The organism is Streptomyces sp. CB02959 (assembly GCF_002803155.1).
GTDB lineage: Bacteria > Actinomycetota > Actinomycetes > Streptomycetales > Streptomycetaceae > Streptomyces.
The window spans coordinates 310,526-335,084 of the sequence record NZ_NNBP01000007.1 but is presented as its reverse complement, the minus strand read 5'-3'; the positions used below and the strand labels follow the sequence as shown (position 1 = coordinate 335,084).

19 protein-coding genes and 1 pseudogene are annotated in these 24,559 nt (G+C 69.5%); 10 read left to right on the top strand and 10 right to left on the bottom strand.

Translation table 11 applies throughout. The annotated features are described in order from the left end of the window. Nucleotides 1-283 precede the first annotated feature (283 nt). Nucleotides 284-1,708: a hypothetical protein gene (locus tag CG747_RS14635; protein WP_257980417.1), complete on the bottom strand. Its 1,425-nt coding sequence runs from the start codon at nucleotides 1,706-1,708 to the stop codon at nucleotides 284-286. A 252-nt stretch (nucleotides 1,709-1,960) separates the two neighbouring features. Between CG747_RS14635 and CG747_RS14630 the strand changes: the two genes are divergently transcribed. From CG747_RS14630 to CG747_RS14620, 3 genes are all read left to right on the top strand, one after another. Next, entirely contained in the window at nucleotides 1,961-3,097 is a 1,137-nt protein-coding gene (locus CG747_RS14630; RefSeq protein WP_100602135.1) for a molybdopterin-dependent oxidoreductase, read from the top strand. Further along, nucleotides 3,094-3,504, top strand: a complete 411-nt coding sequence (locus CG747_RS14625) for a hypothetical protein (protein WP_100602134.1) — start codon at nucleotides 3,094-3,096, stop codon at nucleotides 3,502-3,504. Before CG747_RS14630 ends, CG747_RS14625 begins: the two co-directional genes overlap by 4 nt. Nucleotides 3,505-3,663: 159 nt before the next feature. Then, a complete protein-coding gene (locus tag CG747_RS14620; protein WP_100602133.1) occupies nucleotides 3,664-4,716 on the top strand; it encodes an NAD-dependent epimerase/dehydratase family protein in 1,053 nt (350 codons plus the stop codon). Between the two features lie 91 nt (nucleotides 4,717-4,807). Here the strand turns inward: CG747_RS14620 and CG747_RS14615 are convergent, their stop codons facing one another. Together CG747_RS14615 and CG747_RS14610 are read right to left on the bottom strand one after the other, a co-directional pair. Then, on the bottom strand, nucleotides 4,808-5,920 hold the full coding sequence (locus tag CG747_RS14615) for a sensor histidine kinase KdpD (protein ID WP_180985536.1): 1,113 nt from the start codon (nucleotides 5,918-5,920) through the stop codon (nucleotides 4,808-4,810). Continuing rightward, nucleotides 5,910-6,632 carry a response regulator transcription factor gene (locus CG747_RS14610; RefSeq protein WP_257980416.1) on the bottom strand — a complete coding sequence of 241 codons (723 nt, stop codon included), beginning with the start codon at nucleotides 6,630-6,632 and terminating at the stop codon, nucleotides 5,910-5,912. Before CG747_RS14610 ends, CG747_RS14615 begins: the two co-directional genes overlap by 11 nt. Nucleotides 6,633-6,745: 113 nt before the next feature. On the opposite strand from CG747_RS14610, the gene CG747_RS14605 reads away from it, so the two are divergent. The 6 genes and pseudogenes from CG747_RS14605 to CG747_RS49385 all read left to right on the top strand — a co-directional run. Then, entirely contained in the window at nucleotides 6,746-7,474 is a 729-nt protein-coding gene (locus CG747_RS14605) for a glycosyltransferase family 2 protein (RefSeq protein ID WP_100602132.1), read from the top strand. Then, nucleotides 7,471-8,127 carry a DUF2064 domain-containing protein gene (locus CG747_RS14600; protein ID WP_100602131.1) on the top strand — a complete coding sequence of 219 codons (657 nt, stop codon included), beginning with the start codon at nucleotides 7,471-7,473 and terminating at the stop codon, nucleotides 8,125-8,127. The genes CG747_RS14605 and CG747_RS14600 overlap by 4 nt, the downstream gene beginning before the upstream one ends. Next, nucleotides 8,124-8,906 carry a bifunctional 2-polyprenyl-6-hydroxyphenol methylase/3-demethylubiquinol 3-O-methyltransferase UbiG gene (locus CG747_RS14595; RefSeq protein WP_100602130.1) on the top strand — a complete coding sequence of 261 codons (783 nt, stop codon included), beginning with the start codon at nucleotides 8,124-8,126 and terminating at the stop codon, nucleotides 8,904-8,906. The genes CG747_RS14600 and CG747_RS14595 overlap by 4 nt, the downstream gene beginning before the upstream one ends. Beyond that, on the top strand, nucleotides 8,903-10,366 hold the full coding sequence (locus tag CG747_RS14590; RefSeq protein WP_100602129.1) for a glycosyltransferase family 87 protein: 1,464 nt from the start codon (nucleotides 8,903-8,905) through the stop codon (nucleotides 10,364-10,366). Before CG747_RS14595 ends, CG747_RS14590 begins: the two co-directional genes overlap by 4 nt. Before the next feature lie 43 nt (nucleotides 10,367-10,409). Further along, complete coding sequence (locus CG747_RS14585) at nucleotides 10,410-11,222, top strand: S-methyl-5'-thioadenosine phosphorylase (RefSeq protein WP_100602128.1); 813 nt, start codon at nucleotides 10,410-10,412, stop codon at nucleotides 11,220-11,222. Nucleotides 11,223-11,561: 339 nt separating this feature from the next. Further along, a pseudogene (locus CG747_RS49385) lies at nucleotides 11,562-11,717 on the top strand (GNAT family N-acetyltransferase); the annotation flags it as partial. Between the two features lie 474 nt (nucleotides 11,718-12,191). Here the strand turns inward: CG747_RS49385 and CG747_RS14570 are convergent. Next, complete coding sequence (locus tag CG747_RS14570; protein ID WP_308303776.1) at nucleotides 12,192-13,094, bottom strand: transposase; 903 nt, start codon at nucleotides 13,092-13,094, stop codon at nucleotides 12,192-12,194. A 662-nt stretch (nucleotides 13,095-13,756) separates the two neighbouring features. Between CG747_RS14570 and CG747_RS14565 the strand changes: the two genes are divergently transcribed. Next, on the top strand, nucleotides 13,757-15,118 hold the full coding sequence (locus CG747_RS14565; protein WP_100602127.1) for a hypothetical protein: 1,362 nt from the start codon (nucleotides 13,757-13,759) through the stop codon (nucleotides 15,116-15,118). On the opposite strand, the gene CG747_RS14560 is transcribed toward CG747_RS14565, so the two are convergent. The 6 genes from CG747_RS14560 to CG747_RS14535 all read right to left on the bottom strand — a co-directional run bounded on the left by CG747_RS14560 (nucleotide 15,115) and on the right by CG747_RS14535 (nucleotide 24,175). Beyond that, a complete protein-coding gene (locus CG747_RS14560; protein WP_100602126.1) occupies nucleotides 15,115-16,224 on the bottom strand; it encodes a three-Cys-motif partner protein TcmP in 1,110 nt (369 codons plus the stop codon). The two genes, CG747_RS14565 and CG747_RS14560, sit on opposite strands and share 4 nt — an antisense overlap. A gap of 100 nt (nucleotides 16,225-16,324) precedes the next feature. Further along, nucleotides 16,325-17,080, bottom strand: a complete 756-nt coding sequence (locus CG747_RS14555; protein WP_100602125.1) for a DUF5131 family protein — start codon at nucleotides 17,078-17,080, stop codon at nucleotides 16,325-16,327. A gap of 379 nt (nucleotides 17,081-17,459) precedes the next feature. Then, nucleotides 17,460-18,656, bottom strand: coding sequence for a Wadjet anti-phage system protein JetD domain-containing protein (locus tag CG747_RS14550; protein WP_100602124.1), 1,197 nt, complete (start codon nucleotides 18,654-18,656; stop codon nucleotides 17,460-17,462). Nucleotide 18,657: 1 nt separating this feature from the next. Next, a complete protein-coding gene (locus CG747_RS14545; RefSeq protein WP_219621451.1) occupies nucleotides 18,658-22,074 on the bottom strand; it encodes an ATP-binding protein in 3,417 nt (1,138 codons plus the stop codon). Further along, nucleotides 22,071-22,697, bottom strand: coding sequence for a DUF4194 domain-containing protein (locus CG747_RS14540; RefSeq protein WP_100602123.1), 627 nt, complete (start codon nucleotides 22,695-22,697; stop codon nucleotides 22,071-22,073). The genes CG747_RS14545 and CG747_RS14540 overlap by 4 nt, the downstream gene beginning before the upstream one ends. Next, the gene (locus tag CG747_RS14535) at nucleotides 22,694-24,175 is read right to left on the bottom strand and encodes a DUF3375 domain-containing protein (protein ID WP_219621450.1); all 1,482 of its coding nucleotides are present in this window, start codon (nucleotides 24,173-24,175) and stop codon (nucleotides 22,694-22,696) included. The genes CG747_RS14540 and CG747_RS14535 overlap by 4 nt, the downstream gene beginning before the upstream one ends. Between the last annotated feature and the right edge of the window lie 384 nt (nucleotides 24,176-24,559).

Below are 24,559 nucleotides of genomic sequence, written 5' to 3'. Positions count from 1 at the left end.
TGAATTACGGCGCTGCCGCCGGGCCGGGAACGGAACCCGCCGCCGCTCGGTCCATGCCGCCCGGTCGACCCCGGAAGCCGCTCATCCACCTTGGACGAGGGGCTTCCGGCACGCCTGCGGGCTTGTCGACCTGGTCCCGTGGTTCGTGGTGCTGTGGGCGCGGTGGTCGCGTTCCCGGGCCGTGGATTCTCCCGGATCTCCTCGTGGTTACCCCGAGAGCTGTTCGTTCCCTCGCGGGGCCGTACGGCCGCAGACTGATGCGGTGCACGGGGCCGTACGCGCGTCACCAGTCGGTCAGCAGCAGGTGGTTGACCAGCAGGGCGGTGGCCGCCTGAGCGGCCAGCCAGCCGCGGCGGTCGCGGGCCGGCAGGCACGCGGCGGTCGCCGGCAGCCACAACGTGAAGGGCAGCCAGATGCGTTCGGTCTCCGCCTTGCTCATGCCAGACAAGTCGGCGGCCAGCATGGCGAGCAGGAAGGCGCAGGGCAGCACGACGGCCGCCACCGCCTGCGGGTCGGCGTGCCGCCGCCACCGCCGGACGGCGGCGGGTGCGGCCGCCAGCACCCGGCGCAGCCCCGCCGCGGAGGCCACGCCCGCGGCCGCCACCACCGCGCCCAGGTTCCCCCACACCCAGTACGCGTACGGGCGCACGCCGCCGTACCCCTGGTAGTAGCGGGTCCTGAGCAGGCCGTACGCCTGCCACCAGTTGAAGCCCAGGAGGGTGAAGACGAGGACGACGGCGGCGCAGGCGGGCAGGACGTAGAGCAGCGGCCGGGCTCTGCGGGTGCAGAGCAGTACGGCGAGGACCGGGATCGCCAGCAGGGTCAGCCCGTACGACAGGTAGACCGCCGCGCCGAGCAGCAGGCCGCTTGCCCAGGCGGCAACTGCCGTCTGCCACCCGCGAGTCCGGGTGGCCGCGAGGGCGAGCAGGGCCAGAGCCCAGGCGGCGACCGCCGCGAAGTAGCCGTCGGCGGACACCCCGACCCAGACCGCCCCCGGGGCAAGTGCGAGGAAGGGCGCGGCCGCCCGCGCGCGGTCCTCACCGGCCAGCAGGCGCAGGGTCACCAGCGCGGCGGCCGCTGCCGAACTGCCCGCGGTGATACAGAAGGCCGCGGCCCAGGCGCCGCCGCCCAGGCCGATCCGGTCGAGCCCCACGAAGGTCAGCACGGCCCCGACCGGGTGACCTGCGATGTGAGTCCCCCAGTTCGAGGGCGAGTTGATGAGGATGTGGCCGGTGAAGTCGTGCACGGTGCTGCTGAAGTGCTGGAACCGGTCGATCCCGCGGAGGTACTCACCGTGCCGGGTCAACCGGCCCGCGACGCCGCGCTGCCAGCCGTCGACCAGGGCCAGCGACCACGTCCACGCCATGGCGACCGCCCAGGCGGCCCACGGCAGCGCCCGCCACGGCAGCCGGTCGGCGAGCCGGGGGCCGTAGCCGACGGCCAGGGCGGCCACGGCCACCGCGGCCGGGGTGCCGGGGCCCAGGTGCGGACCCCAGTCGGCCATCAGCGGCGGCCAGCCCACGTGCAGGGACGGGCTGCGGCTCAGCAGGTACGCGCCGACGCTCGCGACCACCGCCAAGAGCGCGAGGGCGGCGCCGCCGGCGGCGAGGTCGAGGCGGCGGCCGCTGCCGGACTCCGGAGGGCCGGTGTCCGGGGCGGCGGGCTCGTACGGGGAGGGCCGGGGGTGCGTGGGCGGCGTGAAGGGCACGCCCTTCACCGTAGGCTCCACACGGGCCGCGGTCCCGGATCGGCCCGCGACGTCAGACTCTCGTCATGAGTCGGTGCCGCTGAAAGCACTTTCGGAACCGGCAGGTGTCGGCGGCGCGCCCGTGATCTCGGGCAGGTAGCGGTGGCCAGGCGTCGGCGGCCGCCACAGCAGGTCGCCCGGGACTCGGATGTCCTTGTTCCGTAAGGGGTTCGGGTGTTCCGCAGCGGTGTTGCGGCGGCTGTGATGGGAGGCATGAGATCGCGATTGTTTCCGCCGGTGTTCAAGGGCAGGTTGCATGATGCCCGCACGGCGACCTCGATCGGGCGGTGGCTCGGCCTCGCCTTCGTGGTGTGCTTCGTCACCGGTCTGATCAGCCATGTGTTGCAGCATCCGCCCGGGTGGCTGGCCGATGACCTGCCGAGCCGCCCGGTGTGGGGCTATCGGTTGACGCAGGGGCTGCACGTCGCCTCGGGTATCGCGGCGATTCCGCTGCTGCTGGCGAAGTTGTGGACGGTGTACCCGCGGCTGTTCGCCTGGCCGCCGGTGCGATCGGTGCGGCACGTCCTGGAGCGGTTGTCGGTGGCCGTGCTGGTGGCGGCGGCCGTCTTCGAAGTGGCCACGGGCCTGCTGAACACCGCGCAGTGGTATCCGTGGCCGTTCTCCTTCGTGCCGGTGCACTACGCCGTGGCCTGGCTGGTGGCCGGATCGCTCGTGCTGCACATCGCGGTCAAGGCCCCCGAAATCCGGGCCCACTGGAGTCGGCGGTCGCCGGGCACCCTGGCCCTGCCCGAGGAGGACGGACCCGACCGGCGCTCGCTGCTGGCCGCGATGGCAGCGGCGGTCGGTGCGGTCACCGTGACCACCGTGGGCCAGTCCTTCACCCCCCTGAAGGACCTCACCCTGCTCGCACCCCGCCATCCGGACCACGGCCCGCAGGATCTGCCGGTCAACCGCACCGCTTCCGCGGCCGGAGTCGGGCTGGTTCCGGCCGAGGGCTACCGCCTGACGGTCGCCGGGCCGCGGCGCTACACGCTGACGCTGGATGAGCTGCGGGGCCTGCCGCAGCACGAGGTGGAGCTGCCGATCGCCTGCGTGGAGGGGTGGAGCAAGTCGGCGCACTGGACGGGCGTGCGGGTCATGGACCTCCTGGAACGTGCGGGCGCTCCGCCGCACGCCCGCGTGCGGGTGGTCTCGCTGCAGACGCGGGGCGGCTATCGGGTCTCCGAGATGGGGCATGAGCACACCCACGATCCGCTGACCCTGCTCGCTCTGCGCCTCAACGGCGAGGAGCTTTCCCCCGACCACGGCTACCCGGTGCGTCTGATCGCCCCGAACCGGCCCGGCGTGCTGCAGACCAAGTGGGTCGGCCGACTGGAGGTGCTGTCATGAGGGTGGGCGTGACGCGGATGCTCACGGGGGTGGCCGGTCTGGCGTTGATGGGCGTCGGTGCCTCCCTGCTGCTGGACGTGCGCGACCTGACGGATGTCCTGGTCTGGCTCGGCGGGGCGGTGGTGCTGCACGACGCGCTGATCGCGCCGCTGGTGCTGCTCGTCGGGCTGGTGCTGGTCCGCGGCCGTGCGCGCGGGCCGGTCCGGGGGGCACTGCTGGTGGCGGGCGCCCTGACGGCGGTCGCCCTGCCGGTGCTGCTGCGCCCGGGGAAGCCGGCCAACTCCTCGGTTCTGCCGCTGGACTACCCGCGCAACTGGCTGCTCACGCTGGTGGCGGTGGCGACGGTCACGGCCCTCGTGTCGGCCGCGCGGGGGATCCGCCGCAGCCGTCGGCGGCCACCTTCGTAGGTGCGTTCGCGCTCCTGCCTGTCCGGCCGTCATACGGGGTCCCACGGTGGCGGCCACACAGCCCGGCGGCGCTCGGCATGCGGCGGGGAGGCTTACGAACCCCTGACGCTCCGGCGTCGTACGGTCGCCGGGCGGGCCCATGGCCGTACGGTCGGTGGCATGTTGATCCTGGTCACCGGAGGTGCGGGCTTCATCGGCTCGCACGTCGTCACCGCCCTCACCGGCGCCGGGCACGGTGTGCGCGTGCTCGACGCGCTGTTGCCCGCCGCGCACCGTACGACCCCGCCGATCCCCGACGGGGCGGACTTCAGGCATGCGGACGTCCGCGACGCGGAGGCCATGGCCGAGGCCCTGCGGGGTGTGGACGCCGTCTGCCATCAGGCGGCGATGGTCGGGCTCGGCAAGGACTTCGCCGACGCCCCCGCCTACGTGGGCTGCAACGACCTGGGCACCGCGGTACTGCTGGCCGGCATGGCCGAGGCGGGGGTGCGGCGTCTGGTGCTGGCGAGTTCGATGGTGGTCTACGGAGAAGGACGCTACGAGTGCCCGTCGCACGGTGCCGTACGGCCGGGGCCGCGCAGGGTGGCCGACTTGGAGGCGGGACGCTTCGAACCGCCCTGCCCGAGGTGCGGTGAGCCGCTCGCCCCCGGCCTGGTGGCCGAGGACGCCCCGCTCGATCCGCGCAACGTCTACGCCGCCACCAAGCTCGCGCAGGAGCACCTGGCCTTCGCGTGGGCGCGCGCCGTCGGCGGGCGGGTGGCCTCGTTGCGCTACCACAACGTGTACGGGCCCGGGATGCCGCGTGACACCCCGTACGCCGGTGTCGCCTCGCTGTTCCGGTCCGCGCTGGAGCGCGGAGAGGCACCGCGGGTGTTCGAGGACGGTGGCCAGCGGCGGGACTTCGTCCATGTACGGGACGTGTCCGGGGCCAATCTCGCGGCTCTGGACGGTCTGCCCGGTCTGCCGGAGGGGACCACGCGGGCGTACAACGTCGGCAGCGGCGAGCCGCACACGGTGGGCGAGATGGCCGCCGCCCTGGCCGAGGCGCACGGCGGGCGGACGCCGGTCGTCACGGGGGAGTACCGGCTCGGCGACGTCCGCCACATCACCGCCTCCTCGCGCAGGCTGCACGACGAACTGGGCTGGAAGCCGCAGGTCGCGTTCGGGGAGGGAATGGCGGAGTTCGCGACGGCCTCGCTGCGAGCCGGCTGACGTTTCCCCTGCGGCCGGAATGCCGGCCTCGACGAACGCGAAGGGCCGGCCCTGTCTTCCCCGCCGGGCCGGCCCTTCTCCGGTGGGCCTCTCAGACAGCGGCGGGCAGGCGGACCTCGAAACGGCAGCCGCCGGGGACGTTGCACACCGCCGCGCGCCCCTGGTGGGCCTCCACGATTCCGCGCACGATCGCCAGGCCCAGCCCTGCCCCGGCCGGTGGGGTCCGTGCGTCGGTGCCGCGCCAGCCGGTGTCGAAGACGCGGGGCAGGTCCTCCGGGGGAATGCCACCGCAGCCGTCGGTCACCGACACGACGACGCTGTCCGCCTCCCGGCGGGCGGAGACCGCGACCGTGCCGTCGCTGGGCGTCCGGTGGATCGCGTTGACGAGCAGGTTGGCCAGGACGCGGGACATCTCGCGGCCGTCGACCTCGACCGGGACGGGCTCGACCCCGTCGCCGATGATCCGTACGCCGTGCTCCCTGGCCAGGGCGTCGGCGCCCACGAGCGCGTCGCCGACCAGGTCGTAGACCGACATCCGGGAGGTGTTCAGGGCAAGGACGCCGGCCTGGATGCGGGACAGTTCGAAGAGGTCGCCGACCATACCGCTCAGGCGCTCGACCTCCGCGCGCATACGGGCGTGGTAGACGTTCGGGTCGTCGACCACGCCGTCCTCCAGGGCCTCTGCCATGGCCTGCAGTCCGGCGAGCGGGGTGCGCAGGTCGTGGGAGATCCAGGCGACCAATTCGCGTCGGGAGTCCTCCAGGGCCCTCTCCCGCTCCCGGGATGCGGCGAGCTTCGCGCTGGTGGCGGCGAATTCGCGGCCCAGTTCGGCGAGTTCGGCGGTGGGTGCGGCAGCGGGCGGGGTGAAACTACCCTCGTCGCCGAGGGCGCGGGTGGCCTCGGCCAGGGCTCGGCTGCCGCGGACGACGCCGCGGCCGAGCGCGAGCGCCACCCCGAGCGAGACGACCGCCGCGAGGGAGCAGACCATCGTCACGACCCACAGGTCGTGGTCGGACAGGAGCATGGCCCAGGACACCAGCATGGTTCCGGCGAGCATCGCTGCGACCGCGACGGCGGCGACCACGGTCAGCGACAGCGCCACCGAACGGTTGCGCAGCAGTCGCAGGACGCCCATGCCGAGCAGGCCGGCTCCGGCCGCGCCGAGGGCTGCGTAGGCCGCGATGAGGAGAGTGTCACTCAGCATGATCGGCTCCGTCCTCTGCCGGGGGAGGATCGAAGCGGTAGCCCACGCCCCACACGGTGCTGATCAGGCGGGGGCGTGCCGGGTCGCCCTCGATCTTCTCGCGCAGCCGCCGCACGTGGACGGTGACGGTGGACAGGTCGCCGAACTCCCAGCCCCACACCCGGCGCATCAGCTCCTCGCGGCTCGTCGCCTGGCCCGGGTGTCGCAGAAAGTACTCCAGAAGGTCGAACTCCCGGATGGTCAGGGCGATTTCGGTGCCGTGACGGATGGCGCGGCGAGCCTGGGGCTCCAGGGCGAGGGGTCCGGCGCGCAGCCGGGACTCGGCCGGTGCGTTCCGGGCGGCGGTCAGTGCTCCGGCGCGGCGCAGCACCGACTGCACCCTGAGCACGAGTTCGCGGGGGCTGAAGGGTTTGGTGACGTAGTCGTCCGCCCCGACCTCCAGGCCCAGGATGCGGTCCTCCTCGTCGCCGCGCGCCGTCAGCATGATCACCGGGATCGGGCCGTTCTCGCGGATGCGGCGACAGACCTCCAGCCCGTCCATGCCGGGCAGCATCAGGTCCAGCACCACCAGGTCGGGCGGCTGGGCGGCGGCGCGGGCCGCGGCGGCGGGGCCGTCGGCGGCAACGTCGACGGCGAAGCCCGCCCGGTCCAGGTAGCCGGTGACGACCTCGGAGACGGTGGGGTCGTCGTCCACGACGAGTATGCGTTTCACGCCACCGAGTCTCACACCGGCGTGCGGCCGTCGGCGGGAGCGGCGACGGACGTCAGCGATCCGTAAGGCCATCAAGTACCTTTCGTCCGATTTGCGCCCGTAGGGTGAGTGGAGTGATCGAAACTTCCCCCTCTTCGCCTGCTTCTGTGGACGTGGTGCTGCCCTGCCTCGACGAGGCCGAGGCTCTGCCGTGGGTGCTGGACCGCATCCCCTCGGGCTGGCGCGCGATCGTCGTCGACAACGGCTCCACCGACGGCTCCGCGGACATCGCTCGCGCCCTCGGGGCGCATGTCGTCCACGAGCCGCGGCGCGGCTTCGGCGCCGCCTGCCACGCGGGCCTGACCGCCGCCACGGCCGACGTCGTCTGCTTCTGCGACTGCGACGCCTCCCTCGACCCCGCGCTCTTGCCCGCTGTCGCCGGGCCCGTCCTCGACGGCTCCGCCGACCTCGTACTGGGCCGCCGCAGGCCCGTCACACGCCGCGCCTGGCCACTGCACGCCCGCCTGGCCAACCTGGAGCTGGCCCGTCTGATCCGCCGACGCACCGGCCTGCGGTTGCACGACCTCGGCCCGATGCGCGCCGCCCGCCGCGAGTCCCTGCGCGCCCTGGACCTGACCGACCGGCGCTCCGGCTACCCGCTGCAGATGGTGGTCCGCGCCGCCGACGCAGGCTGGCGGGTGGCGGAGACAGAGGTGCCCTACCGCCCGCGCACGGGCCGCTCGAAGGTCACCGGCACCTGGCGCGGCACCTGGCACGCAGTACGGGACATGCGCGCCGTCCTCGCCGAGCGGCCCGCCGCCGACCTGGTGTCCGCGGCGACCGCCCCGGGAACCGGACGATGAGCGCCCGGCCCCCGGCCACCGGGCCAGCCACGCTGCTGGTCATCGCCAAGGAACCCGTCCCGGGGCGGGTCAAGACGCGACTCACCCCGCCCTACACCCCCCAGGAGGCGGCCGCTCTGGCCGAGGCCGCCCTCGCCGACACCCTGCACACGGCGCTCAAGGCCCCCGCCCGTCGCCGAGTCCTCGTTCTCGACGGTGCTCCCGGCCCCTGGCTGCCGCCCGGCTTCGACATCGTGTCCCAGGGCGCCGGCGGCCTGGACGAGCGGATCGCGGCCGCCTTCGACCACTGCGACCGCGGACCGGCCCTCCTGGTCGGCATGGACACCCCCCAACTGACCACGGACCTTCTTGCGGGTGTCGGACACGACGGCCACGACGCCTGGTTCGGGCCGGCCGCGGACGGCGGATTCTGGGCACTGGGTCTCGCCGACCCGACGCGCGCCGCGGCCCTCGTGAAGGGCGTGCCGATGTCCACCGACCGCACCGGGGCGTTGCAGCGGTGCCGACTCGTCGAGGCGGGGCTGAGCGTGAGCGACCTGCCGGTGCTGCGCGATGTGGACACCGCCGCCGACGCCGCCGCGGTCGCCGCCTGCTGCCCGCCCGGCTCGCGCTTCGCCGCCACCCTGAACTCGCTCGCGGAGGAAGGGCGGTGAGCGGCACGGCAAACGGTACGGACCTTGCCCTCGCCGAGTGGACGACGGCCGATCCGGGCGAGCCGTGGACGGACGACCCCTACGCCCACGCCCTGCGCACCGGCCGCGGCCCGCTCTTCTTGCGCCGCCTGTCACGACCGGCCCATCCGGACGGAGTCGGAGGCGAAGGGGACCTGCTGCCGCTGGACGTCGAGCGCTGGTGCGCCGCTCCCGACGCCGCCGACACCAGCGTTCTGCACCGCTGCACCGGCCCCGTTCTCGACGTCGGCTGCGGCCCGGGACGTCTGGTGGCGTGCCTGGCCGCCCGGGGCATACGGGCGCTCGGCGTGGACGTCAGCCCGGCCGCAGTGACCCGGACCCGACGGCACGGGGGTGCTGCCGTACGCCGGTCCGTCTTCGACCGCCTGCCGGGGGAAGGCCGCTGGGGCACCGCCTTGTTGATGGACGGCAACGTCGGCATCGGTGGCGACCCGGTCGCTCTCCTCGTCCGCCTCCACGCCGTGGTCGCACCCGGCGGGCGCCTGCTGGCGGAGGCCGCCCCGCACGACGTGGACGAACAGCTCACCGTCCGCGTCGAGGACGCCCACGGCCGGCACGGTCGCCCCTTCCCCTGGGCCCGCCTCGGCACCACCGCCCTGCTGTATGCCGCCGAGGCCGCGGGGTGGATCCTGACCGGCCGGTGGACGGCCGAGGGCCGCCCGTTCGTGGAACTGCACCGCCCGCAGACCGGGCATCACGACGAGCACCCCACGGCCCCCGGAAGGCCCGAACACCCATGAGCGACACCGCCGTCCCACACCAACAATCCCCCCAGCGGCTGTCCAGTCCGGCCGCCGCACCCATGAACCGCACCACGGCCCGTATCAGCACCCTCGTCACCGCGATCCTCCTTGCCGCACTCACCGCCGTCGTCTTCGACACCGTTCGCGCCGGCGACAACCAGAGCAACCCCGGGCGCCTGCTGGCCGGCTACGCCGTCGCCTGGACGCTGTTCGCCGCCGCGACATGGGCCGTACGCAAGGTCCCGGCACGCGCCGCGACCGCACTGGTCCTGGCCGGAGCGGCCGCCATGGCACTGGCCGCGCTCGCCGCACCACCCCGCACCAGCAACGACATGTACCGCTACGCCTGGGACGGCCGCGTCCAGGCAGCCGGGATCTCCCCGTACGCCCATCCGCCCGCCGCACCCGAACTCGCCAAGCTGCGCGACGACTGGCTCTTCCCCACCAAAGGGTCCTGCCAGGGCTGGGGACTGACCCACACGGACAGCGGCCGGTGCGTCCGCATCAACCGCCCCACCGTCCCCACCATCTACCCGCCCGTCGCCGAAAGCTGGTTCTTCACCGTCCACCTCCTCTCCCCACCGGACAGCCGCCACAAGCCGCTCCAAGTCGGCGGCGCCGTCCTGGCGTTCGGCACCACCCTCGCCCTGCTCACCGTGCTGCGCCGACGCGGCGACCCACGCCGGGCCCCGGCCCGCGCCGCCCTGTGGGGGTGGTGCCCGGCCGTCGCCTTCGAAGCGGTCAACAACGCCCACGTCGACACCCTCGGCGTCCTGCTCACCGTGCTCGCCCTCGGCACCGCCACCGCTGGGGCCCGTCGCGGCGCACTCCTCGGCGCCGCGATCGCCGTGAAACTGCTGCCCGTTCTGGCACTACCGGGCGCCCTGTCCGGGCAGCGGAGCCCGGCCCGCGTCCTGCGCACGGTATCGGCGGCGGTCGCCATGGTCGCGCTCGCCTACCTGCCGTACCTCGCCGCGTCCGGCACGGACGTCCTGGGCTACCTGCCCGGCTACCTCCAGGAGGAGGGCTACGAACCCGGTGACGTGCGCCGCTTCGCCCTGCTCCGGCTGCTGCTGCCGGACGCCGCCGCAGAAGTGACCGCCGTCGTACTGCTCGCGCTGACCGCCCTCTACGTGTGGTGGCGCGGCGACCCGGCCCGCCCCTGGCGCGGTGCCCTCCTGCTGACCGGCACCGCCCTGCTGCTGGTCTCACCGAGCTACCCCTGGTACTCGCTGCTCGTCGTCGGCCTCGTCGCGCTCGACGGCCGCTGGGAGTGGCTGACCGTCAGCCTCGCCGGCACCGTCCTCTACCTCGGCGGCCGACTGCTGCCCGGCTTCCCCCTTCAGGCGTGGGCGTACGGCACGGCCGCCGTGTGCGTGGCACTTGGGGCCTGCCTGCGCGCCGCCCCGGCACGGCGACTTCTGGACCGGCGCCCAGGCGGGAGCCGGCCCGCGTGACGCAACAGCAACTGAGCAATCTGATGAAGGGAACAGAAGAAGCGTGACCCAAGCAGAGAACCGCGCGGAGATCGGCGTCATCGGAGGGAGCGGCTTCTACGAGCTGCTCAGCGGTGCGGAGCAGCTGACGGTCGAGACGCCCTATGGGCATCCCTCCGACACCATCTCCGTCGGAACCGTCGGGAGCAGGCGCGTGGCCTTCCTGCCTCGCCACGGCCGTCATCACACGTACGCGCCGCACACGATCAACCATCGGGCGAATCTGTGGGCGCTGCGCTCGCTGGGCGTGCGCCGGATACTGGCGCCCTGCGCGGTGGGATCCCTGCGCCGGGACCTGGGTCCGGGCACCCTGGTGATACCCGACCAGTTGGTCGACCGGACCAGCGGCCGGGTTCAGACCTTCTACGACGAGGGCGCTGTCCATGTGTCCTTCGCGGACCCCTACTGCGGCCATGGGCGCACCGCCGTCCTGAAGGCCGCGGCGGACGCGGGCAGCGAGGCCCACGACGGCGGCACGATGGTGGTGGTCGAAGGACCTCGCTTCTCCACTCGCGCCGAATCCCAATGGTTCGCCGCAGCAGGCTGGACCCTGGTGAACATGACCGGCCACCCGGAAGCCCTGCTTGCCCGGGAACTGGAGCTCTGCTACACCTCCATCGCCCTGGTCACAGACCTCGATGCGGGAATCGACGCGGACGACAGCGTCTCCCAGGAGGATGTCTTCAAGGTCTTCGCCGAGAACACCGAGCGCCTGCGCGGGGTGATTCTCGAAGCGGTGAAGCTCCTTCCCAAGGAGCGGGAGTGCCCCTGTGCACACGCACTGGACGGACTCCGCCTTCCGATCGACCTGCCCTGACGCCGACGTGCGTGTCCGGCACTCATTGAGGACGTCACACATGGAGCGTCGCCGCCGCTCAACGGTCTTCGTCTGTCCGAATTCGGCACGACGATCTTCGCCGAGATGTCCGCCCTGGCCGTGTGGTCCGGCCCGATCAACCTCGACCAGGGGTTTCCCGACACCGACAGCCCGGAGGAGGTCAAGGGGGTACCGCTCGATCGCTCCATAGACAAAGGCCCAGCTCAGGGATTCAATTCCCAAGCTGGGCCGCTGTGCTGTCCGGACCGATTCAGGCGCTGCGCACCATCTCCGCACCACCTCCCCCGCATTCGACTGGAGGGAGAGCGGCCGCAACGTGACGCCGTCTTCACGGCCCTGGCCCGGTTCGTACTCGGACACGACCTGGTCACTCAGGTCGTGTCCGAGCACCTCCCGCCCGAGCACCCGCTGCGCTGGCAGTTCGCGGACTTCCGCGCCGGCCAGGTGAGCAGCGAGACCGACTGGCTACAAGTGGTCTTCAGCGGTGCTTGCTTCCTGCGCGGTGGATGCCCAGCCATAGTCACCCGTCGGGGCGGATGCTCCCGACGTGCGAAGGGGCGGGTGGGCGTGGCCAGGAACGGCGGGCAGCGACGGCGGCCGGGCCCCCTCCGCGCCGACGCATTGCCGAACACGCGCTCGCGCGCCGCCTGGCATACGCCTGCAGGCTCACGGCCCCTTGCCCCCGGGGCACCGCGACCGCGCAAGGAATTGAGGTCCAAGAACGCACAACCAGAACAATGCGACGGAGCACGCTCCCTGGCCTCGGGTACTTCCACGCCCGTGAAGGCCACGGCCCTCGTCTGCCGCGTAACGCCCCCGCCCTCCACTGCACTTCGGTCACCGCACCCGCATCGTCACCGCTGCCCAGGGCCGTCCCCGAACGCAGAAGCCCCGCCGGAGCCCACTCCGGCAGGGTTTCGTCGTCCCACCGCTCTCACAAAACAGCCCCTATGACGGGGGCGGTGAGGACATGGGCTGGATCAGGTGAAAGACCTCTCGAGCGACATAGCGTTTAAGGCTTCGCACGATTTCGCGTCGGGTCTTGCCGTCCTTGATGCGGCGTTCGTAGTAGTCCTGGGTGCGTGGGTCCACACGCAGGCGGGTGAACACGATGCGGTGGAGCGCGGCGTTGGCCTGCCGGTCGCCTCCACGGTTGAGGCGACGGTAGTTCCGGCGGCCCGAGGACCGCTCGACGGGGCTGACCCCGCACAGCGCGGCGAAGGACGCCTCACTGCCCATCCGTTCCGGGTTGTCCCCGACCGTGACCAGCAAAGTGACTGCCGTATCCGGACCGATCCCCACCACCGCGAGCAGCTGCGGGGCATGGCATTCCACGAGCCGGGCCAGGCGATTGTCCAAGTCCCGGATCTGCTCGGTGAGCTGCCCGATCCGGCGGGCCAGCAGACTCAGCGTGATGCGGGTGGCCTGTAGCACCGTCTCTGTGTCGTCCTCGTCATTCTTGCTGTCGTCGGCAAGCCGGGCGCAGGTACGGAAGAGATCCGCATTGTTCAGCCTGGCCAGCTCATCCCGCAGGCCGGGGTCGGCAGTAATGAGGACGGCCTTGAGCTGGTTGATGGCCTGCGTGCGGGCCTTGACTGCCGAGCCCTTGGTCAGTTTGTACATCCGGGCGATCTGCACTGGTCCGTCGCCCGACTTGGCTCGAGCACGCGCCCGCCCGCTCAACACCGCCCGCGCCGCGTTCTCGGCATCGAGCGGATCCGATTTGCCGCGTCGACGGCGATCGGTCCGGTCGGGCCGGTTTACGTCGAACACCTCCACGCCCTGGGCCAGCAGAAAGCGGGACAGGGCCGCACCGAAGGAACCGGTTCCCTCAACCCCGGCTCTTCCCACCGCGCCCAGCTTCCTGGCCCACGCAGGGCACGGTATCCAGCCGCGGTGGCCGGGAACTCATCGGTTCCGATCACCGCCCCCACCGGCGAAAGCACCGCAGCCACATGAGCATCCCGGTGTGTGTCCACTCCCAGCACCACCTCCCCCGCAAGGCGGCGACGGCGGGGCTGCGGGGAAGGCAACGTACTGGACATGTTCGTTGTGGACATGCCCCTTCTCCTTCCAGTCCGATCGGCGTATCGCGTTGCCGGCACCGGGCCGCGTCGGGCGGTCAGAATTGTGATGACGCCTCATTGATCGGCAAGCCCCTATCGAGACACACCCCGTCAGCCCGGTACCGACAGCGCACCATCCCCGACCAACGGTCGACACTGTGTGATCAAGACACTCCGGTCAAACGTCTCATGAGTCAGACCCCGGACCCGGGACAGCACCCCCTCATCCTCCTACCCCTAAAGATCCGTGGACCTCCTGTGTTCGAACCTGACCGACAGTCGGGACTCTTCGACAGTTGACGCCCACTGACGACAGCAAGTGCACGGAACAAGGGGACAAGGCGATGCGAGCTGCGGCGGGCCTGCTCACCGATGCAGCCACCGTCATCGACCAGCCCCGATACATCAGCCAACTCCATTGTCAGAGGCAGGACTTACTCTGAAAACATGACCCACAACGTGCTGCATCGCGGTTACGGGATCACTATCGACTTGAGTGCATCAGACCTGGGCCACCCGGACCGCCCTGGACTCCTTCAGGAAATTCACCGCAACTACAAGCCCGACCTTCTCTACTGCCTCGGAGCCCACGAATACGGCACCGTCTGCCCGGGGTTCATGACGATCGTCGAGAAGAACGGCCGCTACCACGCCCGGCACGTGACCAGGGGCGAGGTCGCCGAAACAGCGGGCGAGAGCGAGCTGCACAAGGCGCTCAAGAACCACACCGCCGAGACAGCAGGCCGTGAGGGCTTCGGTGTCACCGTCGAAGACCGAGCCGTACATGGTCGGCGGCGTACGGATGTGACGGTCGCCGGGGCCAGCGGAAAGAAGATCGGCTACGAGATCCAGATCTCACCGATCGCGAGCGGTTCCGTGGACACGAGGAAGCGCACTGCGGTGGACGACGGCCTGACACCGCTGTGGCTTGTGACGAACGAGAACTCCCTTGCCATTGATCGGGCGCCCTGGGCCAGGCTGAACGTCCAGCGATGGCAGGACGTCGGCGGCCGGGACGCCTTGCGCGTCCGAGGAGGGGTGAAGGCGTTGCGCATGGTCCGCTGCGACTGGGCCACGCAACGCGCATGCCCCAAGACGGGTACGCGCTGCGGTGGCTGGCATGCCACCTGGGAATCGACGCAGGCGCACTACGACGACATGGTGCGCATGACGGCCGCGGGCGAGCTCGTGACGCTGTTCATGCGAGCACGCACCGGACGGCGGCGTGGCTGGCACATGTGGGTGAAGCCGTCGGACAAGGAGGAGTTCCTGCAGGGCCGCCCGGAACCGGATCCCTATCTGCCGGCGTCGGCTACCGACTCGGCCGCCACGATTCTCCCCGCCGAGCCGCTCCCGCCCGACCCGCACTGCCACTATGGCGAGGACACCGGGATTCGCGCGGAGCTCGGGCGCCCCCGTGATAACGGTGACCCCATCGACGCCTCCGACTGGCTGTCGAAAGAACCGCCGCCGGAGTACAGGTCCGTGTGGACGGTGCACGGCTGGGAGGTTCCCGGCGATGTGGTGGCGGCGAGACTGGCGTTGGACTCCGCACTTCAGCGCCTTGCGGTACTCGCCGACGCTCTCCCGACGGGAGCGGACATCGCGGCGGGACGGGCCGATTTCACGCCTGCAGAACGGGAGAGGTGGCTCGCAGCCCAGGAAGAGTGCAGGCGACTGGCCGCTGCTCTGGCCACCCACCCATGGCTGCGCTCAGCCCACGACTCGTTCAGTGCCCGCAGGGCTGTTTTCGCCGCCGCGCGCAAGGCTCAGGCTGTGGACCGCACCAACGCGGCGTATCAGCCCTAAAAGAGCTCGCATTGTCCAGGTTTCTTGGCGTACGGGAACACCTGGGTCTTCTTGGTGATACGACGCGGCTCTGTGGCGACGGCCTCGTCGTCTCGCATCTTCTCGATGAGCGAGACGACCTGGGCGGGACGGTAGACGGTCTCAAGTAGCGTGTACTGCTGGAGGTCCTCAACCGCCCGCCCAGCGGGACTCTCGGCGATGAACTCCAAGAGCATGCGGCGCAGTGGGTCCGTGTTGGGTTCGAACTGCAGGTCCAGGGCTTGCTGTTGCACGTCCTTGGGATCCCGGTACTGGATGCCGTAGGCGGGATCGACACTCCACATGGCGTCCTTCATCTTCTCTACGCCCAACTCGTGTCGGGTCCCGTAGAGGAGGTAGAGCGGGTGCCCGCCTTCATCCACCATCTCGAAGTGGAGGGTGTAGGTGAATCCGGCACGTTTGATCGACTCGCGATACCGATCACGCAGGTATGCGAACTTGCGTCCCGCGGGTTGCGTGAACACGCCATGCCATTCGGTGCCGCCGAACGCGGCGTCGCCGGCGCCCCGGTGGCCGTCGTTCTTCGCGGCGAAGCGGGTGAGGAAGTTGGGGACGAAGGTCAGCATGACCTCGGTTCGCTTGTACTGAGCCAGCTGCTGCAACAGAGAGAATGGGATGTCTGGGCCGCCGTAGCTGTCCAGCAGCACGAAGAGCGGCTTGCCGAGGTGCCCACCCGCGCGAAGCCTGTCGAGCAATATGGGGTGGCAGGTTCCGGTGTGGAGCTCACTCTGCATGCGGGCGCTGATCTCATCGGGAGTGTGCTGGCGCGCGAGTGTCAACTGACGCTGCAGCTTCTCCACCCGACGGGCGTCCTCTTCGACGAGGACCAGGCGGACCCTCTTGGGGCGTTGCTGCAGGGCCTCCGCGAAGACCTGGTGGGCGACGACAGGCGACCCAGGTTCGCCACCTTCGTAGACGCCGGGGCCGGCGAAGCCCTCCGCGTAGGTGACGCTGTCGTGGTGGGTCAACAGAATGGGCGCCCAGGGCTGCAGGTACTTCTTGAGCAGGTCGTGCTTGGCTGCCGTATGCGGGTCTCGTGGCCACACGACAGCTTTCGGTACAGCCATGTTCCCTCCCCGTTGCGGAGACTGCTCTCCGCCACCGAGGGTCACACAGCGTTTTCAACCGGCACCAGACCGCGTACAGCCATTGGCTGGGACCTTTCGCTCACACCATCGAGGGCTGAAGCCCGACAGGCATCTCCGACCAGGTCTCGCCAGCTAGCTCTCGACCGCCGGCCTTCGGCGTACGGCCTCCCCACTGCTTGAAGAAGAACGGCACATCGGCTTCGCGGCAGATGTCGCGGACCTCTGTAACCCATTCCTCCTTCAGCGGCCGATGGTTGGGGCCGGATTCGCCGCCGGCAATCACCCAGCCGATGCCCTGGAGGTCGAGGTCAGAGAGGGGCCCCAGGAGCGGCTCGCAGGAGAGGAAGCGAACAGCGGCGGGGACTTGACGGAGATCGTCGATGCGGTCGAGCTGGTCTTCCGATTCGACGGATACCCCCATCCAGAGATTGGGCGGCCAATCGAGACGCCCAGCAAGGCGACGCAGGCGCCTGGCACGCTTGGTGAGGAGCTGGTACGTGTGCTGTGGTGTCTCCGCGATGACCTGAAATACCTGTTCCACAAAGGCCATGGGAACCTTCGCGTGGAAGAGATCGCTCATCGAGTTCACGAAGACCATGCGGGGCGCCTTCCAGCTGAAGGGAACCCCGAGCACTCCCGGGTGCAGCGTGAGTCCGAAGCCAGGGCCTGAGGTTCGAGTGTCACCATCGTTCTGATACTTGGCCGTCCCCATCGCCTTGAGGCGTCTAGCCAGGACTAAGGCGTAGCAGTTGTCGCACCCTGGTGTGATGCGATCGCAGCCTGTCGTGGGGTTCCAGGTGGCTTCGGTCCACTCGATCGCGCTTCGATCGCCCATCGCTGTCTCTCCTGCCGTGAGCCCCGAAGCGCCTTGCGTGCCAGGCGCTTCTGGTGCGCTGCCTAACGAGCGGCGTACCGAACTGGCACGCGACCAGCCCATCATTCACTTCGAACGCCTGCCCCGAAAAGAGGGGACACCTCAACTCCTCTAGCAGCAAGGCTGGTTGCCGCGTAGCCCTTGAGACGTCAGCCGATCGAACCGTGCGGCGCCGGCGCCGTGTCTGCGCCGCAGGAAGTGGCCTGATCTGGAGACAGCGCTCGCCGCGACCGCGAACGCCTCCACCACAAGACAGTCCGGTCAGCGTCAGTGGGCGCGACAGAACGGTGGCGACGCCCCAGTTACTGGGCTCCGGCTACTGGCCAGGTACGGGGGTTGGTCACTTCGGCTCTTGGCGTAGGTCTTTGAGGGCCTTCTCGAGCAGGTGGTAGCGCACGCGTTCCTGTTCCAGTCGCGCATTATGGCCGAACTCGCCCTCCACGAGGCTTTCGTGGAGATCGGCTTCTTCTGGTGTGAGCGTGGTGAGGTGCTCGTGGGTGGGGGTTTCTTCCTTCACCCATTGGCTGCGGTGCTCCAGCAGCACGTTCCTGTCCATCAGGATGGACCGGGCGTGCGGGAAGGCTCGGCGTAGCCGGTCGAGGATGGTGAGGCCGTGAGTGTCTAGGTCACCCCAGTAGATCAGGCGGACATCCTGCAGCCAGGGCAGGGCGGAGAGTTGAGTGACGGCATAGCCGCCACCGTGGATGACGATGCTGTGGGGCTGGCTAGGGAAGGCCAGATAGGTGGTTTCGTTCTCGACGACATACACGGTCGTGACGCCGGGTGGCCTTGCGGTGAATTCGTCAACACGGACCGTGAGCTCGTTGAAGCCCGCCAGGGACGCGCCGCCGAGCAGGCGGAAACGCAGGTAGGCGGGTTTACGCAGGAAGTGAAAGCGAGCGGCGAAGTCGGTACGGGCAGCCTCGGTATCGATGCGGTCGTCAGGGAGGCAGTGCTCGAGCAGGGTGGTGAGGATGGCGCGGTGGTGCTCGATGAACTTGGTGTCCACGCCGGGTACGTCGAGCTGGCGCAGGTAGACGGCAGGGCCGCGGTAGTCGGTGATCCACCCGATGGTGGCTTGGAGCCGTGGCCAGTCGGCTTCCCGTTGGACGACCTTCATCGGGTGCACGGCCATCCATGCGGCCAGCGGGGGCAGCATTTCGCGGGCAGCGGCCAGGAGGGATGCGTAGCGGTTGACCGTGCTGGTAACGCCCAGGAGGGTCCACAGGTCTTCGCGGCGTTCGATCCAGACCCGGGCGGGGACCCTGTTCACGCCGGCTAGGCGTCCGCCGAGCTGCCGGTACTCAATGCGCATGCGCCGGTTGGCTCCGGGAGCCCACGACGTGGCCCAGGCAAGGACTTGGTCGTAGTGCTGGGTGATGTCGCCGGCCTTCGGGCCCCGCAGGGGGACGTCGAGTGGTTCCCATGCGGCGCCGTCGGCGAGCTGGGTGAGGTAGTCGCCGCGGTCCCAGCGTTTGCGCAGGCGGGCGACGACGTCACGGGGTGTGGGCCAGTTCTGGGTGTGAGTGGCGGCCATGTCAGCTGTCCTGTCCGGTTGCGGGCTGTAGGGCGGCCAGGGTGTGGGCGAGGCGTTCTTGGCGGTACTGGGCGATGGTCAGGGTGCGCAGGCGGGAGTGGTGTCCGGTCGGGTTGTCGACGAAGCCGACGGCGGACACATAAGGCTCGATGACGTGGATCTTTTGCAGCGGGGTGACGATGAGGAGTTGCAGGCCCAGGCGCTTGAAGAGGTCCAGGGCGAAGCGGGCCGATTCCTCCGAGCCGCGGCCGAAGGCTTCGTCGATGACAACGAAGCGGAAGGTACGGCTCCTGCTGCTGGTCGCGTCCAGCTTGAACTGGTAAGCGAGGGAGGCGGCCAGGATGGTGTACGCGAGCTTCTCCTTCTGGCCGCCGGACTTGCCGCCGGAGTCGGAGTACACCTCGTACTCGGAGTCGTCCTCGCGGCGTCGTTCACTGGCGCTGAAGACGAACCAGTACCGCACGTCGGTGACACGCTTGGTCCAGCCGCGGTCGCTTTCCGTGGAGCCTTCGCGGCCCTTGAAGCGTTCGATCAGGCGCTGGACCTGGTGGAACTTCTGCTCGGAGTACAGGTCGGAGTCGTCGCCGGACAGGACGTCGTCGGTGCAGGCGCGCAGTTCCGCAGTGAACTCGCGGATCTCGGTGTTGGGGGTCTGCTCGGGCTTGAGCATGATGTAGCGGCCCGGGTTGTAGTCGATGTCGGCCAGCGACTCGTTGATGGTGTTGATGCGGTCGCCGATCTCGTCGGCCCAGATGTTCAACTGCGCGTGAAATCCGGCGATTTCGCGGATCACGTTGGTCTTCAGGTAGGTGCGGAACTGGTCCTGGAAGCGCGGCAGGTCGTCGGCAACGAGCTGCTGGTGCACAGCGCGGTATCCGGGGGCGGAGGCGACAGAGGCGTCGAGCTCGCTGGTCTCAACCTGATAGGTGTTGCGGAAGGCGCTCATCTGGGCGGCGATCGTCTGGGCGAGGCGAGTCTGCTCCTTGGCCCAGCGGTGCTTGTGCGCCGTCATCTCCTCGCGCAGCCGGGTTTCGGTCTGCGCGCACTCCTGCGCGGTCCGGCACGCCAACCGGGCTGTGGCCAGGCGCTGCTCGAGGGCCGGGAAGTGGGCCTGTGCATCGCCAGCGTGCGGTTCGTCGAGTACGGCGCGGGCCTCGTCGCGAGCGCGTTCAGCGGCGTCGCGTTCGCCACAGACCCGGCCCCAGCTCTGGCTGGCCTTCTCGTGGGCGGCTTCCTGTTCGGTGATTTCGCCGGCGATCTCCGTAAGGCGCCGGGTGAGTTCGTCCAGATCCTTGGAGTCGGCCTGCAGACGCTGCTTCTCGCCGGTCAGCTCGGTGATGCGCCGTACCGCGGACGGCCAGTCGATCTCGCTGTAGTCCTGCATCGCCGCCAGCCGGTCGAGGACCTTGTCACGGCTGATGGCGTCCTCGTAGGCGGCTCCCAGCCCGCGCCTCTCCTTCTCCATCTCGCGCTGGTCGCCATGGACCCGCCCCGCCTGGTCCAGGAGGGCATCGATCTTCGCCTGGTTCGTCCAGCCAAGCACATAAGTGCTGCGGTCGTCGATGCGGGTGGTGTCGTTCTTCTCGTGGCGGCCCCTCGCACCTTTGATCAATCCCTGTGCGGTGATGGCCAGTTCGGCGTGCCGGAAGTCCCCCATGGTGGACACGCAGGCGTGGGAGGCGCGGCGTTCGAGCTCGCCGGCCAGCCACGGGGCGAACGGCGAGTCGTCTCGCACTTCGAGCTTGGTGAACAGCGCCATGGACGCGCCTGTGGGCAGGCGTCGCGGCGGGAGCTTGTCCGGGACGCGGAAGTAGACCAGCTTCGTCCCCAGGTGGTGGTCATTGATCCAGTCGGAGACACGGGCGTACTGGTCGCCGGGGACCAGGAGGGACACGGCGAAGCCACGCAGCAGCCGCTCGGCGGCTCCGGCCCACTCCTGTTCCTCGTCGCGGACCTGAATGAGTTCGCCAGCGAACGGCAGGACACTCTCCTCGATGCCGAGTTCGCGGCTCAGGCGGGTGCGTACCTCCAACTGCTTTCGGGGGATGTTGCTGCGGCGCGAGCGCAGACTGATCAGATCTTCGTTGAGGTCCTCGGCCTGCTGCTTCAGCCGTGCGGCTTCGACCGCGAGCGTCTCCAGCGCCGTGCGTGTCTCCTGTGTCATCGCGGCGACGTCATGCTGGGCCCGGGCGATCTCCTCAATCCGGTCGGTGAACTGGGCCTGATCGGTGACCGGAGCCAGCTCGGCCTGCTCCAGCAGAGCGGCGTGCTGGCGAGCGCGCTTCTCCTGTGCGGCGCGCCGCCGCTCCGTCTCCTCGATCTGGCGCTCCAGTTCACCCAGGCGCCCGCCACCCAGGCCCTCACGCTGCAGTTCCCACAGGCGCTCCTGGCCCCGCAGCCGCTCCAGCTCGTCCTTAGCGGTCTTCTTCTCGCTGTCCAGGCGGGTGAGCATCCTTTCCAGCTCGGCGCTCTGGGCTTCGTGCAGAACCGACGTGCGCTCGGCGATGAAGTACCGTAGGGCGGCCTGCTGGGCGTCGGCCTCGTCGATGCGTGCGGCCAGGCCCTCGTAGGCGTCGCAGTCCTCAAGCAGCGGGGTGAGGGCCTCGATCTGGGCGCGGGCCCGCTGAACCGAGTTGTAGGTGGTGGTCAGCGCGTCGAAGTGACTCACGATGTTGTCGGTCATGGCCGCCGCATCGAACGGTTCGAGCATGTGACTGCGCACGAAGTCGTCCAGGCTGCCCACCGACTTCATCGACACCGTCTGGTGGAAGAGTTCCAGCGCCTGCTCGGACTCGATGCCCATACGGCGCCGGAAGTCCTTGCTGTAGGGCGGGAACGTCTTGTGGACGCGGACATCGCCAGCTTCGAGGCGCTTCTTCAGCGTCCGCACCTCGGTGCCGAAGTCGGCGAAGTCTCCGGCGACGGACAGCGCCCTGTCGGCGACGAGGAACAGCCGCTCGGGGCTGGTGGCGTTCGGATCGGCCAGCCAGAACACCTGCCCCAGCGTGACGGTCGCCGCCAGCGCCGGGTTATGGAACACGCCCAGGATGACGGAGTAGCTGCCCGGCTTGCGCAGCGCCACCGGCTTGGTCGTCCCGGTGGTCTCGTTGCGTTCGGACTTGTAGTGGCCCAGGACGTAGGAGCGCAGGCTGCGCTCGCGGTTCTCCGCGCCGGCAGCCTTGTTGTAGGCAATCTTGTGGGCGGGCATGAACAGGGTCGTGATCGCATCCACCAGGGTGGACTTGCCGGAGCCGATGTCCCCGGTCAACAGCGCGTTGGCGCCGCCGAGGCCGAAGGACCACACGTGCTTGTCGAACGTGCCCCAGTTGTAGACCTCCAGACGCTCCAGCCGGAATCCGGCCGCGGCAACGTCGGTGGAGGGGGCCGTGTCGGCGGGGCCGGGCTGGGCGGGGATCACCGCTGCTTCTCCTGGGGGGTGTGGGTGGCCGCGTACTGGGCCAGGTTCGTTTCAAAGTCGGCGAGCCACTGCCCGTCGACGAAGGCTTTGATGATCCGTTGCACCTCGAACAGCTGCTCCTGACCGCGGGCCCGGCGCAGGAACTGCAGGTCCACCACCTTGTTGATGTGACCGTCGATCTGGTCGACCAGACGTGCCTCATTGCTGCCAGCCGGCAGGTACGTTCGGATCAGCTCGACGATCTCGTCCCGGGTGATCATCAGGCGGGTGCCGTCCGCGCCTGCGTCGAATTCCGCGAGCCGCTTGCGCAGCAGCACGATCAGCAGACTGACGGGGTAGGACAGCGACCGGCGGGGCATCAGCCGCGGCGGCGCCATGCGGGGGTCTCGGACGTCGTCTTCGTCATCCGGCTTCGACTGGAGGAAGGCGTAGCCCTCCATCTCGTCAATCACCACGCGCAGCCCCATGACGTCGACGTAGTCCTTCACACCGGCACTGTGGTGCAGCAGGGCGTCCCAGGCGCGCTCGTGCTGGTCGCGGAATACCGGTCCCTTGAGCAGCTGGTTGACCGGAAGCGAGAGGGTGTAAGGCTGTTGCGGGGTGGGGGTGGCAGGCTTGGTCATCGCCCCTCCTTCATGCTGGACGCCCAGGCGATGCCGGGGCTGGTGCGGGCAAAGGTGACCACAGGCACCGTGGCGACCTGCTGGACGTCGTCCTCGCCGATCCAAGCGATCTCTTCTTGACGGTGGTCGTCGAACACGGTGGTGAACCCGTCGTCCGGCAACGCGAAGTAGGCGACCAGTTCGGCAAGTCCCTGCTCCAGGGGGTGTTCGCGCAGCGTCTCGGCCAAGGACACCTGTGTGCGGGAGCCAAGGACGTGGTGCACCGCAGTCGTGAGCCGGGCCGGATCCACATACACCGCCTCGAACAAAGCGTCGGCGGCGAACTCCTCGTCCCCTGCTTGGATCCCGGTACTGTCGATCGGTGTCTTGACCACCGGCGCATACAAAGGCCGCTCCATCGGCAGCGCGATGGCCGGAGCTGCCGCATCGATCTCGGCGACCAGTCCCACGCCGGGCACATCGCGCAGGGCCAGGGCCTGAGACTCGATCCCACGGACCAGCTCCAGGACACGGCGATCCTCTGAGCGCACCTGATCGTCCAGGAACCGGCGCAGTTGATCCGACAGCTGCCTCACTGTGGTCTGGGTGCGTTCGGCGGCCTCCAGCCAGTCCCTGGGCATGCGCCGCATCCTCGGGTCGGGCTCTCCGATGGCTTCCATCGCCTCTACCTCGGCCAACAACACCTTGAGCTCGTCCTGACGGCTCGGAGCGAGCAGGAAGTCGTAGAACGCCTGGAAGGTCCGGCCCTGGTCCGACGCCGCGATGCTCTCGCGGCTGTCCAGCACCTCATCCAGGAGTTCGCCCTTAGCCCCGTCCCACGCGGCGATCTTGCTCCGCAGGTCGCGGTCCAGACCCCGGAAGTTCGCCTCAACCTCGCGGAAGTCGGCCAGTAGCCCATAGGCCGTCGCAGTCACCTGCTGGTAGCGGTCCCGCAGCGCCGCACTGTCCAGGACGTCCACCTCGCCGGCCTCAACCCGCGCGATCTCCTGGTCGATCTCATGCCGACGCCGCGTGAGTTCCGCCAGCCGCGCCTCGGGGTCGGTTTCGGTCCCGAACGTCATCTGCCGCAACAGATCGAAGATCGTATTCAGGCGCGACTCCGTGCCGACGAACGTACGCTCTTCAAGCGACCGGACCCACGCGATGGCCTTCTCGACCGCAGCCGTGGCGTCATAGTGCGGCTCATCCGAATCCGGCGGGTAATACTTGCGCAGCCAGCCGTTCTCCGGCGCCGACCAGTCATCCAGATACGCCTTGGCAGACTTGGGAAACGCGCCTTGTCCCAGCCGCTCATTGAGCGCGAACAGCTCGTCATCCAAGCGTTCGACCAGCTCCGTACCGGCAATGGAGCGAGCCCCCTGCTCGACAAACACCTTGTTGAAAAAGCTCAGCATCAGCGCCGCGTTGCCGGCCGTCAGCAGCCGCCACGCGGCGCTCTGCTTGCGCAACGCGACGAGACGGTCGTAGTCCAACTCCATGCGCCCTACCCCTAACTACCCCAGCGGGTGCGACGGCCCTTATCGCCAACGGCGAAAAGGGCGTCCCACACGGCCAGCGCCCATATCCCTACGGCCACGCACAGGAATCCCATGTCAGCCACAAATGAACCGTAGAGGCCACCACTGACAACGGGGATCGATAGAGCGGGCCACCGGAGTACCGAAGGCAGCTCCGAAGAAGGAATTCAGCAGGTGAGGCCGTAGATGCATCCTGATTCTGCGACGCCGCCAACCCCTACCCGGCAGCCCTTTCCGAACAAAGTTCCGGACCCGATCCGGAGCCATGGACATGATCATTGATCTTCCACGGCTGCGACACCGCATGACTGTTATCCGGTCACGTCATTCGACGTCGGCGTTTAT

What these genes read in the sequence shown, in the direction of transcription:
- CG747_RS14590 (WP_100602129.1), top strand. Translation starts at nt 8,903, where the DNA reads ATGAGCGACACCGCCGTCCCACACCAACAATCCCCCCAGCGGCTGTCC.
- CG747_RS14630 (WP_100602135.1), top strand. Translation starts at nt 1,961, where the DNA reads ATGAGATCGCGATTGTTTCCGCCGGTGTTCAAGGGCAGGTTGCATGAT.
- CG747_RS14540 (WP_100602123.1), bottom strand. Translation starts at nt 22,697, where the DNA reads ATGACCAAGCCTGCCACCCCCACCCCGCAACAGCCTTACACCCTCTCG.
- CG747_RS14600 (WP_100602131.1), top strand. Translation starts at nt 7,471, where the DNA reads ATGAGCGCCCGGCCCCCGGCCACCGGGCCAGCCACGCTGCTGGTCATC.
- CG747_RS14560 (WP_100602126.1), bottom strand. Translation starts at nt 16,224, where the DNA reads ATGGCTGTACCGAAAGCTGTCGTGTGGCCACGAGACCCGCATACGGCA.
- CG747_RS14615 (WP_180985536.1), bottom strand. Translation starts at nt 5,920, where the DNA reads ATGCTGAGTGACACTCTCCTCATCGCGGCCTACGCAGCCCTCGGCGCG.
- CG747_RS14535 (WP_219621450.1), bottom strand. Translation starts at nt 24,175, where the DNA reads ATGGAGTTGGACTACGACCGTCTCGTCGCGTTGCGCAAGCAGAGCGCC.
- CG747_RS14565 (WP_100602127.1), top strand. Translation starts at nt 13,757, where the DNA reads ATGACCCACAACGTGCTGCATCGCGGTTACGGGATCACTATCGACTTG.
- CG747_RS14550 (WP_100602124.1), bottom strand. Translation starts at nt 18,656, where the DNA reads ATGGCCGCCACTCACACCCAGAACTGGCCCACACCCCGTGACGTCGTC.
- CG747_RS14555 (WP_100602125.1), bottom strand. Translation starts at nt 17,080, where the DNA reads ATGGGCGATCGAAGCGCGATCGAGTGGACCGAAGCCACCTGGAACCCC.
- CG747_RS14620 (WP_100602133.1), top strand. Translation starts at nt 3,664, where the DNA reads ATGTTGATCCTGGTCACCGGAGGTGCGGGCTTCATCGGCTCGCACGTC.
- CG747_RS14625 (WP_100602134.1), top strand. Translation starts at nt 3,094, where the DNA reads ATGAGGGTGGGCGTGACGCGGATGCTCACGGGGGTGGCCGGTCTGGCG.